The organism is Kitasatospora phosalacinea (assembly GCF_030268885.1).
Classification (GTDB): domain Bacteria; phylum Actinomycetota; class Actinomycetes; order Streptomycetales; family Streptomycetaceae; genus Kitasatospora; species Kitasatospora phosalacinea_C.
Window position 1 is genome coordinate 43,771 of record NZ_BSSA01000007.1, and the last position, 13,237, is coordinate 57,007.

Below are 13,237 nucleotides of genomic sequence, written 5' to 3' on the forward strand. Positions count from 1 at the left end.
GGGTACTCGTGACCATGGTCGTCCCGGCCGGGCCGCGGGGGTGTCCGGGCGTGCGAACGCCCCGGCGCAGGCGGGGCGTTGCGGCCGGGGCGGGCGGTGGGACGGGGCCGTGGCGTCACTCGTTGGCGGCGCGGGGGCGGGTGGTCCAGTCGGCGGCGGGGGGCGGGGCGGGCTCGCCGTACTGGTCGAAGAGCGGGGTCGCCGGGCGGCCGGAGTCCCAGGTGTCGGGGGCCGAGAGGTCGAGGCCCCGGGTGGTGCGGGGGGCCACGGGGGCGGTGACGTAGGTGGGGAGCGGGACGGGGACGGGCTCCCAGGAGTCCGGCCCGGCGGCGGCCCGGGCGCGGACGCCGTCGGCCCACTCCTCGTGCTCGGTGGCCTCGGCCAGCACGGTCGCCCTGGTGGTGGCCGGGTCCGCGGGGGCGGCCGGTTCGGCGGCGGACGCGGGGCGGGCCGTCGCCGGCTCGGACGCGGGGCGGGCGGTGGAGCGGGCGCGCTCGCGCTCGCGCAGTCGCTCGGCGGCCTGCGCGGCCCTGGTGCGGTCGAACTTGACCTCGTAGCGCTGCCGCTCCAAGCGGCGCAGGTGGCCGATGTAGAGGGTGAGCAGCACGCCGGGGACGGCGGGCACCCAGAGGAAGGCGAAACCGGCCACGGCGGCGACCACGGCGCCCAGCGCGAAGGCGAGGAACAGCATGGTGACCATCCGCCGCCGCCGGGCGAGCAGCCGGGCCCGGCGCTCGGCGGAGCGCCGGTCGCCGTGCTCGCGCTCGCGCTCCCGCTCGGGCTTCGCCGCCGCGGCCGGTCCGGCGGCCGGTTCGACGGCAAGCCCGGCGGCGGGCTCCACGGCCGGCTCGGCGCCGTCCCAGCCAGCGGGCCGGGCGGTGGGCCGGGTGGCGACCTCCGCGGGGTCGGCCGCCGGGCCGGTCGCGGGGTCGGCGAGGGCCCCGTCCGGGTCCTCCCCGGCGGGGTGCTGGTCGGCGGTCTGGTCGCCGAGGGCTCGGGCCGCGCGCCGCTCCATGGCCGATCGACCGGCCAGCAGGCGGATCGCGGTACTGAAGCGTTCCGTCGGACGCGACTCGTTGAGCTCGTCCTGCCTGCGGAGCCACATCGGCACCAGATAGGCAGCCCAGGCCCCTACGATGACCGCGTAGATAAGGCCGCTACTGCTCACGTTTCACACGGTAAGGGCGCGGGCGAAGGCACTGCAGCAATTTGGCGCGGCGTGTCGTGTGATCAAGCTGATTCTCAGACTATTTTGCCGGTATTTGTGGCGGCTCGCCCCGGCCCCGATGCCATATCGATATCTATTTCGAACAAGTATTCAATTATCCTGCGGCGGCCGGTTCCTGAGGTCGTGCCAGCGCCGCAGCAGCCCGTCGGCGGCCTCCTCGGCGGTGAGCGCGTACACCAGGTGGTCGCGCCAGTCGCCGTCGATGTGCAGGTAGCGCGGGCGCATTCCCTCCTCGCGGAAGCCGAGTTTCTCCACCACCCGGCGGCTGGGCCGGTTCTCCGGGCGGATGCACACCTCGACCCGGTGCAGGCCCAGGTCGCGGAAGCAGTGGTCGACGGCGAGCGCGACGGCGGTGGGCATGATGCCGCGCCCGGCGACGGCCTCGTCCACCCAGTAGCCGACGTTGGCGGAGCACATCGAGCCCCAGGTGATCCCGCCGACCGTCAACTGGCCGACCAGGCGGCCCTGGTGGAGCACCACGAAGGGGAGCATCCGGCCGGCCGCGGCCTCGGCGCGCAGGTAGCGGACCATCTGCCGGTAGGTGGGTCGGGGCAGCGGGGCCCGGCCGGGCGGGGCGGGCGGGACGGTGGCCTCCCAGCGGCGCAGCCAGTCCCGGTTGCGGCGGCTGACCTCCTGCCACTCGGCCTGGTCGCGGCGGCGGATGGGCCGCAGCACGATGTCGCCCTCGACGAGTTCGACGGGCCAGCCGGCGTTCAGCGGGCGCTCCCGGAAGGATCGGCGGGGCGCGGGTGGTCGCCGCCGGCCAACTGGTCGACGGCGTGCGGCAGCAGCGGGGCGAGCACGGCGAGGCCGTCGCGGACGCCGCCGGTGGAGCCGGGCAGGTTGACGATCAGGGTGCGTCCGGCGAGCCCGGCCAGGCCGCGGGAGAGCGCCGAGGTGGGGACCTTCGCCCGGCCGTGCGCGCGGATCGCCTCGGGGATGCCGGGGATCTGCCGGTCGATCACCCGGGCGGTCATCTCGGGGGTGAGGTCCTGCGGGGAGATCCCGGTGCCGCCGGTGGTCAGCACCACGTCGTACCCGGCGGCGACGGCCTCGCGCAGCGCCGCCTCGACCGGCTCCCCGTCCGGGACGACCAGCGGGCCGTCGGCGGTGAAGCCCATCTCGCGCAGCCCGGCGACCAGCAGCGGGCCGCCCCGGTCCTCGTACACGCCGGCCGAGGCCCGGTTGGAGACGGTGACGGCGAGCGCCCTCACCGCTCCCCCTCCCTCGACCAGTCGCCGCTCTTGCCGCCGGTCTTGCTGAGCACCCGGACGTCCTCGATGGCGGCGGCCTTGTCGACGGCCTTGACCATGTCGATGACGGTGAGCGCGGCGGTGGCGACGGCGGTGAGCGCCTCCATCTCGACGCCGGTGCGGTCGGCGGTCCGGACGGTGGCGGTGATCTCGACGGCCGTGTCGGTGACGGCGAGGTCGACGGTGGTGCCGGTGAGCGCGATGGGGTGGCAGAGCGGGATCAGTTCGGGCGTCCGCTTGGCGCCCATGATCCCGGCGATCCGGGCCACCGCGAGGGCGTCGCCCTTGGGGACGCCCTCGCCGCGCAGCAGTTCCACCACCCGGGGGGCGACCCGGACGCGGCCGGCCGCCACCGCGACGCGGGTGGTGGCGGCCTTCTCGGAGACGTCGACCATCCGGGCAGCGCCGGTGTGGTCGACGTGGGTGAGGCGGTCGCCGGGGGGTGTGTCGGTCACGAGTGGCTCCAGTGGCACGGTGCGAATCTCGCGCTACCGTACAACCCCGCCCCGGTCAGTCCGTGAGAAGGACCACATCCACGGCGCTCCCGGCGGGCAGCGCGGTGGTGTCCTCGGGGACGGTGATCAGGCAGTCGGCCCTGGCCAGCGCCCCGACCAGGTGCGACCCCTCGCCGCCGACCGGGGAGACGGTGCCCGCCGCCGGGTCGTACCGGCCGCGCAGGAACTGCCGCCGCCCGGCCGGGGAGCGCAGCGCCGCGGTGGTCGCGGCGCGCACCACGGGGCGGTGCACGTCGGGGGCGCCGAGCATGGTGCGGATGACCGGGCGGACGAACAGCTCGAAGGAGATGTACGCGCTGACCGGGTTGCCGGGCAGCGCCAGCAACGGCACGCCGGGGCCCGCGCCGATCCGGCCGAAGCCCTGCGGCTTGCCCGGCTGCATCCGCAGCCGCCGGAAGTCCACGCCGCCGTAGTCGGCGAACACCTCCTTGACCACGTCGTACGCGCCGACCGAGACGCCGCCGCTGGTGACGATCAGGTCGGCCCGGCCGAGCTGGTCCTCCAGCACGGCGCGCAGCGTGCCCGCCTCGTCGGGGACGCCGCCGACCCGGTAGGCGACGGCTCCGGCGGCGATCGCGGCGGCGGTCAGGGTGAAGGAGTTGGAGTCGTGGATGCGGCCCGGTCCGGCGGCCTCGCCGGGCTGGACGAGTTCGCTGCCGGTGGAGAGCACGACCACCCGGGGCCGGGGGGCGACCCGGACGGTGCCGCGGCCGATCGCGGCCAGCAGGCCGAGCTGGGTGGGGCCGAGCACGGTGCCCGCCTCCAGCACGGTGTCGCCCGCGGTGACGTCGCTGCCCCGGCGGCGGATGTGCGCGCCCTCGGCGACCGGGCGCAGCACCCGGACCTCCTCGCCGGCGACGGGCGCGCCCATCGCGTCGGCGGCCCGCCCGGTGCCGGTGCCGCCGTCGGTCCACTCGACCGGGGCGACGGCCTCGGCGCCGGGCGGGACGGGGGCGCCGGTCATGATCCGGGCGGCCTGACCGGGGCCGACCTTGGGCAGGTCGGCGGCACCCGCCGCGATGTCGCCGACCACGGCCAGCACCGACGGGTACTGCTCGGTGGCGCGCACCGTGTCGGCGGTGCGCAGCGCGTAGCCGTCCATCGAGCTGTTGTCGAAGGGCGGCAGGTCGTCGTCGGCCCGCACGTCCTCGGCGAGCCGGCAGCCCTGGGCGTCCAGCAGTTGCAGCTCGATGGGCGGCAGCGGGGCCACCGCGGCGAGGACGTCGGCGAGGTGCTCGTCGACGGTCCACAGGCGCGACGAGGCCGGAGAGCCGGCGCCCTCGCAGCAGGGGTCGTGCTTCCCGGTCATCGCCTCACGCTCGCCTTCGTGGTGGGTCAGCCCTGCATCTCGGTGGTGACGAACTGCCGCAGCCAGGTGCGGAACTCGGGGCCGAGGTCGTCGCGCTCGGCGGCCAGCCGGACGATCGCGCGCAGGTAGTCGGCGCGGTCGCCGGTGTCGTAGCGGCGGCCCTTGAACAGCACGCCGTGCACCGGGCCGCCGTCGGACCCGTCGCGGGTGGCCAGCTCGCGCAGCGCGTCGGTCAGCTGGATCTCGCCGCCGCGGCCGGGCGGGGTCTCGCGCAGCACGTCGAAGACGGCCGGGTCGAGGACGTAGCGGCCGATGACGGCGTAGTTGGACGGGGCGTCCGCGGTGTCGGGCTTCTCCACCAGGTCGGTGACCTGGAAGACGTCCTCGCCGAGCTCGGTGCTCTTGACGGCGGCGCAGCCGTACAGGTGGATCTGCGCGGGGTCGACCTCCATCAGCGCGACGACGGAGCCGCCGAGCTCCTGCTGCACCTCGATCATCCGGGCCAGCAGCGGGTCGCGCGGGTCGATCAGGTCGTCGCCCAGCAGGACGGCGAACGGCTGCCCGGCGACGTGCTGCTCGGCGACCGAGACGGCGTGGCCGAGGCCCTTGGGGTCGCCCTGGCGGACGTAGTGCATGCTCGCGAGCTGCACCGACTCCTGCACCCGGCGCAGGCGCTCCTTGTCGCCCTTGCGGCTGAGCAGCTCCTCCAGCTCGTAGGCGCGGTCGAAGTGGTCCTCCAGAGCGCGCTTGTTGCGGCCGGTGACCATCAGTATGTCGGACAGGCCGGCCGCGGCGGCCTCCTCCACGACGTACTGGATGGCCGGCTTGTCGACGACCGGCAGCATCTCCTTCGGCGTGGCCTTGGTGGCGGGGAGGAACCTCGTACCGAGCCCGGCGGCCGGGACGACTGCTTTGGTGACCGGCTGGCGGGCGTGCTTGTTCGTCATGCGTCCGACCTTACTAAGGCGTGCATTCCACTCTGCTGGGAGTGGAGTGAATCGATGGTTAGGGCCTGTCACCGGTCGGGCCCGGGCCGACGGTGGTCGCATGCGGGGTGAGGGGTGCCCCGCCGGGGCCGGAAGACACCTTACCGGGCGTCGGTGAAACGTTCGGACCGGGAAGCTCCGCGGGGAGGTTCTCGGTGGAGCGCCAGCAGTCGCCGCCCGCCGCCCGGGCCGCCGCCAGGGCCCGGTCCGCGGCCCGCAGCAGCAGGGCCGCGTGGGCGCCGTCCCGGGGCAGCACGGCCAGGCCGACGGCGGCGGTCAGGCCGCTCCGCTCGTCCGGGGCGGCGCTCTCGCCGGGGTGACGGTCGGTCAACCGGTGGCGGCGCACCGACCAGCACAGCCGCTCGGCGACCTGCGCGGCGCCCTCCGGGCCGGTGTCCGGGAGCAGGGCCAGGAACTCCTCCCCGCCGTACCGGCCCAGGGTGTCGCAGCCGCGGATCTCCATCGCCAGCCGCTGGGCGAGGTCCCGCAGCATCGCGTTGGCGCGGGTCCGGCCGTGCTCGGCGACCACGCCGTCGAAGCCGGCCACCTCCAGCAGCAGCACCGACAGCGGGCGCGGGTCGATCGCGGTGGCCTCGGCCCGGCGGGCCCGTTCGATCTCGCGGTCCAGGGTGAGCTGCAGGTGCCGGTAGTTCCACACCCCGGTCAGCGGGTCGCAGGACGCGGTGCGCGCCAATTCGTCCCGTTCCTCCGTGAGTTCCGCGATCTTCGCCAGAAGTTCCGTCTCCCGGGAGCCGTGCTCGGCCCGGGACCGGCGGCGCCGCACCGCACGGACGCCGGCGACGGCCGGAGCGGCCGCGCCGATCGCGGCCAGGGCCTGGAGCAGGAGCGGGGTGGACATGCGGCGGCCTCGGCGTGTCAGGCTCGTGTCAGTGCACGGGACAGAGCTGGAGGGAATCGAACGGTGACTGCGGATCGGTTGTCCAACGACAAGGCGGCGCTGAGGTCACGGCTGCTCGCCGAACGGCGGGCGCTCGCCGCGGCGGAGCGCTCCGCCGCGGCCGAGGCGCTGGCCGGGCACGCCGCCGCGCTGGTGCCGCCGGGCGGCACCGTCGCCGCGTACGTCTCGGTCGGCGCGGAGCCGGGCACCCGGCCGCTGCTGGCTGCGCTCGCCGCGCGCGGCGTGCGGGTGCTGCTGCCCGTCCTGCTGTCCGACAACGACCTGGACTGGGCCCCGTACGAGGGCGAGGACCGCCTCTCCCCCGCCGCCCGCGGCCTGCTGGAGCCCACCGGCCCGCGCCTGGGCCCGGACGCCGTCCTGGCCGCGGACGTCGTCCTGCTGCCCGGCCTCGCCGTCGACGCCCGCGGCGTCCGTCTCGGCCGCGGCGGCGGCTCCTACGACCGCGTCCTGGCCCGCCTCGCCCGCGCCGGCGCCCGGCCGCTGCTGGCGACGCTGCTGTACCCGCACGAGCTGCTCCCGGCCGTGCCCGCCGAGCCGCACGACCTGCCGGTGCACGCGGTGGCCACCCCGGAGGGCGTGACGCGCTTCTGAATCCGGGCCCCTCTCAGTTGGTCAGGGTCAGGGTGTTCTTGCCCGCCTTGGTGACCGCGTCCTTGGTGTAGGCCCAGGGCAGGAGCCGGCCGGAGGCCCAGAGTTCGGTCTGGTCGTTGTAGTTGGGGTGGAAGGCGTGGCCGGAGGCGCCGCCGACGTTGATCCAGCGGGAGGAGTCGAAGTCGCTGAGGTCGACGACCATCCGCATGGAGGGGATCCAGTCGACGTCGTAGCCCGCGGCGGCGTTCCAGCCGGTGGCGTCGACGGCGGCGCTGCCGCCGGAGAGCTTGTAGGGGCCGCGGTTGAGCAGCTTGTGGACCAGGCCGGAGGCGATCGAGGAGTCGTCGCTGCCGAGGGTGGGCTCCTGCAGGGTGAGCTGGTGCAGGCGGCCCCAGCTCCAGGTGGAGATGTCCTTGCTGAGGCGCGAGGTGAGGTCCTGGCGGGCGTCCTTGAGCGCCTCGGCGAGCAGGTTGTCGAGCCCGTGCTGCTGCTGGTGGTCGGAGTCGATGTAGTCCCACCAGGGCGACTTCGGGTCGGCGAGCTGCTGGCGGACGACCTCCGTCCAGCGGTCGCCGCCGTCCGGCTGGGCCTGCGCGGCCTTGCGGGTGCCGCACTCGGTGACGGCCTGCGCGGCGCCGCCGAGCGCGTCGTCGGGCAGGGTGTTGTCGCGCTTCTGGCGCACCAGCAGGCAGTCGCCCTCGACCCGGAGGTCGGCGGGGAACTTCTGGCCGAAGGCGAGGGTGAGCAGGGCCCGCCAGACGCCGTTGTAGTAGGCGGCGGCGGCGGAGTCGGCGTCCTGGTGGTAGTTCCAGTCGCGCAGCAGGTCCTGGGCCTCGCGCACGTACGGGTCGCTGATCTGGACCTTGAGCAGCAGCGGGACGAGTTCCTTGGCCATCACGCTGGTGTTGTCGAGCTGCATGGACTGCATGTCGTCCAGCGAGATCTTGCCGCCGTTCTTCAGCTTCTCCTGGATCTGGTCGGTGATCTCCTTGGCGCGGGTGCCGTACTCCCAGTCGGTGGTGAGCAGCGCCTTGTAGCTCGGGTCGACGACGGCCTGGTTGGCGGTGACGATGTAGCCCTCGGGCGGGTTGTACGCGTAGGGCAGCGACTTGAACGGCAGGTAGCCGCTCTTCCAGGCGTAGGCGGAGTCCCAGCCGGGGGCGGGGTAGCGGCCGTCGCCCTTGCCGCGGACCGGGATCAGGCCGGGGGCCTGGTAGCCGATGTTGCCCTTGGTGTCGGCGTAGATCAGGTTCTGCGCGGGGACGGCGAAGTCCTGCGCGGCGGCGCGGAAGCCGGCGAAGTCGGTGGCCCGGTCGAGCTCGAAGACGGCGTCCATGGTCTTGCCGGGGACGAGCGCGGTCCAGCGCAGGGCGACGCCGTAGCCGGCGGCGCGGTCGGGGGCGGCGTTGCCCGCGGGGGCGTACTGGCCGACCTTCTGGTCCTCGGAGGACTGGTCGGAGATCAGCGGCATGCCGTCCTGGGTGGTGCGGACGGTGATGGTGCGGTCCTCGCCGCCCGCGACCTTGATGGTCTCCTTGCGGACGGTGAACTTCATGTCCTTGTTGTCGAGGAGGTAGGTGTCGGGGCCGGTGACCTTCTCCAGGTACAGGTCGGTGACGTCGGCGCCGAGGTTGGTGAAGCCCCAGGCGATGTCCTTGTTGTGGCCGATGACGACGCCGGGCATGCCCGCGAAGGTGTAGCCGGCCGTGTCGTAGTGGCAGGTCGGCGAGACGGCGCGGCAGTGCAGGCCCATCTGGTACCAGATGGAGGGCATGCCGGGGCCGAGGTGCGGGTCGTTGGCCAGCATCGGCCTGCCGGTGGTGGTGTTGGCGCCGGCCACCACCCAGGAGTTGGAGCCGATGCCCTGGCCCTGCGGGCCGAGCAGCTCCGGCAGCGCGGCCACCTTCTCGGACAGGTCGCCGAGCAGGCTCTGGGCGGCGGCCCGGGCCTGGGCGCTGCTCGCGGCGGTGCCGGCGCCGGGCGCGGGGGGCACGGTGGCGCCCGCCCCGGGCGTGTAGGTGCCGTCGCCGGAGAGCTTGCCGGTCTTCACGATGGTGCCGTTGCGCTCGTACGGGTAGCCGGGGTAGAGCTGCTCGATCTGCTCGGCGGTGAAGTCCTGGGTGAGCAGGGAGCGGTCGATCTCCTCCTGCATGTTGCCGGACAGGCTCCAGGCCATCGCCTTGAGCCAGGCGACCGAGTCGACCGGGTCCCACTTCTCGGGCTCGTAGCCGGAGTTGACCGTGCCGAGCAGCGCGTACTCCAGCGAGGCGCCGGCGCCGCCGGGGTGCTCGGCGAGCCAGGCGTTGACGCCCTCGGTGTAGGCGGTCAGGTTGCGCTTGGTGTCCTCGGACAGGACGGTGTCCCACTCCTTCTGGGCGACCTGGCGCCAGCCCATGGTGCGCAGGAGGGTGTCCTTCTCGACCGAGGCGGAGCCGAACATCTCGGAGAGCCGGCCGGCGGTGATGTGCCGGCGGACGTCCATCTCCCAGAACCGGTCCTGGGCCTGCACGTAGCCCTGGGCGCGGAACAGGTCGGCGTCGGTGTCGGCGTACAGCTGCGGGATGCCCTTGTCGTCGCGGACCACGTCCACCGGGGCGGACATGCCGGGCACCTTGACGGTGCCGCTGACCTGCGGGAAGGAGGAGCGGACGGTGTCCACCGCCCACCAGCCGCCGCCGACCAGACCCGCGATCAGCAGCACGGCGAGCAGGATCATGATCAGACGTGCGCGCCGGAACTTCTTCGAGCGGGGCATCCGAGTCCTTGTATGAGGGAGCGTGCGGCCGTGACAGGTCACCACATTAGGGCGAGGGCACCGGCAGCCGTGAACGGGGGACACCGGCGGCGGTTCGACGGCACCGCAGGGACCCTACCGGGCGGGGGTGAACGACGGGACTAGCGTAAAGATCAAGTAAAATGTTAGGATGGGTAACGATCCGTCAGTAGCTCCCCTCCCTGCCCGAGGTGCCCCTGCGTGACCGTTGACCACCTGAACGCCCTGCTGCTCGAGTCCGCCGTGATCCTGCTGTTCGCCGTCGTGGCGGTGCGGATCTCCACCCGCTCGGGGCTGCCCTCGCTGCTGATCTACCTCGGCATCGGCGTCGCCCTCGGCCAGAACGGCATCGGCATAAGCTTCAACAACGCCGAACTCACCCAGGTCCTGGGCTACGCGGCCCTGGTGGTCATCCTCGCCGAGGGCGGGCTCAAGACCAGCTGGCGGTCCATCAGGCCGGTGGTCCCGGCCGCCGCCGTGCTCGCCACCTTCGGCGTCGCGGTCTCGGTGTTCGTCACCGCCGCCGGTGCGCACTGGCTGGTCGGCCTGGAGTGGCGCACCGCGCTGCTGCTGGGCGCGATCGTCTCCTCCACCGACGCCGCGGCGGTCTTCTCGGTGCTGCGGATGGTGCCGCTGCCCAAGCGGCTGACCGGCCTGCTGGAGGCCGAGTCCGGCTTCAACGACGCGCCCGTGGTGATCCTGGTGGTCGCCTTCGCCACCACCGGCGAACTCGACCCCTGGTACGTGCTGGTCGGCACCATCGTGGTCGAGCTGGCGATCGGCGCGGCCGTCGGCCTCCTGGTCGGTCGGCTCGGCGCGTACGCGGTGCGGCGGGTCGCGCTGCCCTCCTCCGGCCTGTACCCGATCGCGGTGCTGGCGCTGATCGTGCTGGCCTACGCGGGCGGCGCGCTGCTGCACGCCTCCGGCTTCCTGGCCGCGTACATCGCCTCGGTGATCCTCGGGAACTCCAAGCTGCCGCACGGGCCCGCGGTGCGCGGCTTCGCGGACGGGCTGGCCTGGATCGGGCAGATCGGCATGTTCGTGCTGCTCGGCCTGCTGGTCACGCCCGCCAGCATGGGGTCGGCGGTGGTGCCGGGCCTGGTCGCGGGCGCGGTGCTGGTGTTCGTCGCCCGGCCGCTGTCGGTGCTGCTGACCCTGACGCCGTTCCGGGTGCCCTGGCAGGAGCAGGCGCTGCTGTCCTGGGCCGGGCTGCGCGGCGCGGTGCCGATCGTGCTCGCCACCATCCCGCTGGTGTCCGGCGCGGCCGACGCGCAGCACCTGTTCAACGTGGTCTTCATCCTGGTGGTGGTCTTCACCCTGCTCCAGGGCCCGACCCTGCCGCTGGTCGCCAAGTGGCTGCGGATCGGCGAGGGCGACATCGGCCAGGACCTGGGCATCGAGTCCGCCCCGCTGGAGAAGCTGCACGGCCACCTGCTCTCCGTCCAGCTCTCCCCCGGCTCCCGGATGTCCGGCGTCGAGGTCTCCGAGCTGCGCCTGCCCAAGGGCGCCGCCGTCACCCTGGTGGTCCGCGAGGGCGCCAGCTTCGTCCCGGACCGGATGACCGTGCTGCGCGAGGGCGACGAACTGCTGGTGGTCACCACCGACGAGGTCTCCGCGGACGCCGAGCGCCGGCTGCGCGCCGTCGACCGCGGCGGCAAGCTCGCCGGGTGGCTGCACAACGCGGAGGAGCCGTCCGCCGCCCGGAAGACGCCTGCCAAGGCCAGGAAGAAGGGCGACTGAGCCGCCGAACCGAAGGCCGACGCGGCAGTACACCCTGGTATACCCTTGTACATTCTGATCCGACCTGAATTTCCACATCTGCCTGATGCAGGGTCGGCGCGCCGGCCCCGTCCGGCGCGCGAGAGGACGACACTCGGCGCCCGCCCGGCCCCACCCCCGGGCGCGCTACCAGGCAGCAGAGAGGACCGACCGTGGCGGCCCGCCGACCGGTCGACGACACCACCCCGCACGGCACCGGCTACGGTGCGCTGCTGCGCACCCCGCGCGCCTGGACCTTCCTGTTCCCCGCCCTGGTCGCCCGGCTCCCGTACGCGATGCTCAGCCTGGGCATCGTGCTGCTGGTCCACGACACCACCGGCTCCTACGGCCTGGCCGGCGCGGTCGCCGCGACCGCCGCCGTCTCCCAGGCCCTGATCGGCCCGCAGACCGGACGGCTGGCCGACCGCCACGGGCAGGCCGCCGTGCTGGTCCCCGCCGTGGTCGTGCACGCCTGCGCGGTCGCCGCGCTGATCGTGCTGGCCCACGCCGGCGCCCCCGACTGGACGCTGTTCCTGGCCGCCGCGCCCGCCGGGGCGGCCGTGCCGCAGGTCGGCGCGATGGTGCGGGCCCGCTGGGTGCACCGGCTGGGCGAGCGGCCCGCGCTGCTGAACACCGCCTTCGCCTTCGAGTCCGTCACCGACGAGTTCACCTTCGTCATCGGCCCGATGCTGGCGACCGGCATCGCCACCCTGGTCAACCCCTCGGCCGGGCTCACCGCCGAGGCCGCCCTCACCCTGCTCGGCGGCCTGGCCTTCGCCGCCCGCCGGGACACCGCCCCCGCCCCCACCGGCCCCGCCGCCCCCGGCGTCCGCCGCGCCTCCGCGCTGGCCTCCCCCGGCGTGCGGCTGCTGGCCGGCGCCTTCCTGGGTCTCGGCACCGTCTTCGGCACCCTGCAGGTCTCCATCACCGCCTTCGCCGAGGACGCCGGCTCCGGCGGGCTCAGCGGCCTGGTCTACGGCCTGTTCGCGACCGGCTCGATGGTGGCGGGCGTGCTCTACGGCCTCGTCCCGTGGCGCAGCAGCGCCCGGCGGCGGATGGTCGTCTGCTACGCGTTGCTGGTGCTCGGCTGCTCCACCCTGTGGGCGATGCCGAACCTGGTCGCGCTGACCGTGGCCGGGCTGTTCTGCGGCCTGGCCATCGCGCCCACCCTGATCACCGGGTACACCCTGGTCGAGACCCTGGTCGCGGACGGCGCCAAGACCGAGGCGTTCACCTGGCTGACCGGCTCGATCGGCCTGGGCCTGGCGCTCGGCTCCACCGTCGCCGGACAGCTGATCGACCGCTCCGGGCCCTCGCTCGGCTTCACCGTCGCCCTGGCCGGGTCGGGCCTCGGCCTGGTGGCGCTCGTCACGATGCGCCGCCTGCTGCTCGCCCCGGCGCCCGCGCACCGTACCGTGGCACGGGGCGGCGCGGTCCGCGAGGAGGCGGTGACGGCTGCCCGGCGCGGCTGAGCGGCTGGACTCCACCCGCGGAATGCCGCATCATGGACCGTCGTTAGCACTCATGGCGTGAGAGTGCCAGGGGGAGTGACAGGAGGAAGCGGAAAGTGCCCACGTACCAGTACCAGTGCACCGAGTGCGGCAACGGCCTCGAGGCGGTGCAGAAGTTCAGCGACGACGCGCTGACCACGTGCCCCGACTGCCAGGGGAAGCTCCGCAAGGTCTTCTCGGCCGTGGGCGTGGTCTTCAAGGGCTCCGGTTTCTACCGCACCGACAGCCGCTCCAGCTCCAGCAGCTCGGTGAGCGGCTCGTCCTCCTCGACGTCCTCGACCTCGACGACGTCCTCGACCTCGTCGTCCTCGACCGGCAGCTCCAGCAGCAGCTCCTCCAGCTCCGCGGCCGCCGCGAGCTGAACCCCGCTCTTTCCACGGAGCCCCCGTCCGGC

At 74.0% G+C, this 13,237-nt stretch carries 12 protein-coding genes; 4 read left to right on the forward strand and 8 right to left on the reverse strand.

Going from position 1 to position 13,237, the window contains the following annotated elements:
- Positions 1 to 115: 115 nt before the first annotated feature.
- From sepX to QSK52_RS12675, 7 genes are all read right to left on the reverse strand, one after another.
- Positions 116 to 1,105: a divisome protein SepX/GlpR gene (sepX, locus tag QSK52_RS12645; RefSeq protein WP_285736082.1), complete on the reverse strand. Its 990-nt coding sequence runs from the start codon at positions 1,103 to 1,105 to the stop codon at positions 116 to 118.
- Between the two features lie 213 nt (positions 1,106 to 1,318).
- Entirely contained in the window at positions 1,319 to 1,945 is a 627-nt protein-coding gene (locus QSK52_RS12650) for a GNAT family N-acetyltransferase (protein WP_285736295.1), read from the reverse strand.
- The gene (locus tag QSK52_RS12655; RefSeq protein ID WP_285736083.1) at positions 1,942 to 2,442 is read right to left on the reverse strand and encodes a MogA/MoaB family molybdenum cofactor biosynthesis protein; all 501 of its coding nucleotides are present in this window, start codon (positions 2,440 to 2,442) and stop codon (positions 1,942 to 1,944) included. Before QSK52_RS12655 ends, QSK52_RS12650 begins: the two co-directional genes overlap by 4 nt.
- On the reverse strand, positions 2,439 to 2,876 hold the full coding sequence (moaC, locus tag QSK52_RS12660) for a cyclic pyranopterin monophosphate synthase MoaC (RefSeq protein ID WP_285736296.1): 438 nt from the start codon (positions 2,874 to 2,876) through the stop codon (positions 2,439 to 2,441). Before moaC ends, QSK52_RS12655 begins: the two co-directional genes overlap by 4 nt.
- 115 nt (positions 2,877 to 2,991) lie before the next feature.
- Positions 2,992 to 4,305: a molybdotransferase-like divisome protein Glp gene (gene glp, locus QSK52_RS12665; RefSeq protein ID WP_285736084.1), complete on the reverse strand. Its 1,314-nt coding sequence runs from the start codon at positions 4,303 to 4,305 to the stop codon at positions 2,992 to 2,994.
- A gap of 26 nt (positions 4,306 to 4,331) precedes the next feature.
- Complete coding sequence (galU, locus tag QSK52_RS12670; RefSeq protein WP_285736085.1) at positions 4,332 to 5,252, reverse strand: UTP--glucose-1-phosphate uridylyltransferase GalU; 921 nt, start codon at positions 5,250 to 5,252, stop codon at positions 4,332 to 4,334.
- A 58-nt stretch (positions 5,253 to 5,310) separates the two neighbouring features.
- Positions 5,311 to 6,150 carry a GGDEF domain-containing protein gene (locus QSK52_RS12675; RefSeq protein WP_285736086.1) on the reverse strand — a complete coding sequence of 280 codons (840 nt, stop codon included), beginning with the start codon at positions 6,148 to 6,150 and terminating at the stop codon, positions 5,311 to 5,313.
- Between the two features lie 63 nt (positions 6,151 to 6,213).
- Between QSK52_RS12675 and QSK52_RS12680 the strand changes: the two genes are divergently transcribed.
- Complete coding sequence (locus QSK52_RS12680) at positions 6,214 to 6,801, forward strand: 5-formyltetrahydrofolate cyclo-ligase (protein WP_285736087.1); 588 nt, start codon at positions 6,214 to 6,216, stop codon at positions 6,799 to 6,801.
- A gap of 13 nt (positions 6,802 to 6,814) precedes the next feature.
- Here the strand turns inward: QSK52_RS12680 and QSK52_RS12685 are convergent, their stop codons facing one another.
- Positions 6,815 to 9,556, reverse strand: coding sequence for a penicillin acylase family protein (locus QSK52_RS12685; protein ID WP_285736088.1), 2,742 nt, complete (start codon positions 9,554 to 9,556; stop codon positions 6,815 to 6,817).
- A 219-nt stretch (positions 9,557 to 9,775) separates the two neighbouring features.
- Here QSK52_RS12685 and QSK52_RS12690 point away from each other — a divergent pair, with 219 nt between their 5' ends.
- From QSK52_RS12690 to QSK52_RS12700, 3 genes are all read left to right on the forward strand, one after another.
- On the forward strand, positions 9,776 to 11,314 hold the full coding sequence (locus tag QSK52_RS12690) for a potassium/proton antiporter (protein WP_285736089.1): 1,539 nt from the start codon (positions 9,776 to 9,778) through the stop codon (positions 11,312 to 11,314).
- Between the two features lie 191 nt (positions 11,315 to 11,505).
- Positions 11,506 to 12,804: an MFS transporter gene (locus QSK52_RS12695; RefSeq protein ID WP_285736090.1), complete on the forward strand. Its 1,299-nt coding sequence runs from the start codon at positions 11,506 to 11,508 to the stop codon at positions 12,802 to 12,804.
- Positions 12,805 to 12,899: 95 nt separating this feature from the next.
- Positions 12,900 to 13,205 carry an FmdB family zinc ribbon protein gene (locus tag QSK52_RS12700; RefSeq protein ID WP_285736091.1) on the forward strand — a complete coding sequence of 102 codons (306 nt, stop codon included), beginning with the start codon at positions 12,900 to 12,902 and terminating at the stop codon, positions 13,203 to 13,205.
- Positions 13,206 to 13,237: the final 32 nt, after the last annotated feature.

Excerpts from the sequence above, each read along its gene's own strand:
- sepX (WP_285736082.1), bottom strand. The coding sequence starts at position 1,105 with ATGTGGCTCCGCAGGCAGGACGAGCTCAACGAGTCGCGTCCGACGGAA.
- moaC (WP_285736296.1), bottom strand. The coding sequence starts at position 2,876 with ATGGTCGACGTCTCCGAGAAGGCCGCCACCACCCGCGTCGCGGTGGCG.
- glp (WP_285736084.1), bottom strand. The coding sequence starts at position 4,305 with ATGACCGGGAAGCACGACCCCTGCTGCGAGGGCGCCGGCTCTCCGGCC.
- galU (WP_285736085.1), bottom strand. The coding sequence starts at position 5,252 with ATGACGAACAAGCACGCCCGCCAGCCGGTCACCAAAGCAGTCGTCCCG.
- QSK52_RS12675 (WP_285736086.1), bottom strand. The coding sequence starts at position 6,150 with ATGTCCACCCCGCTCCTGCTCCAGGCCCTGGCCGCGATCGGCGCGGCC.
- QSK52_RS12685 (WP_285736088.1), bottom strand. The coding sequence starts at position 9,556 with ATGCCCCGCTCGAAGAAGTTCCGGCGCGCACGTCTGATCATGATCCTG.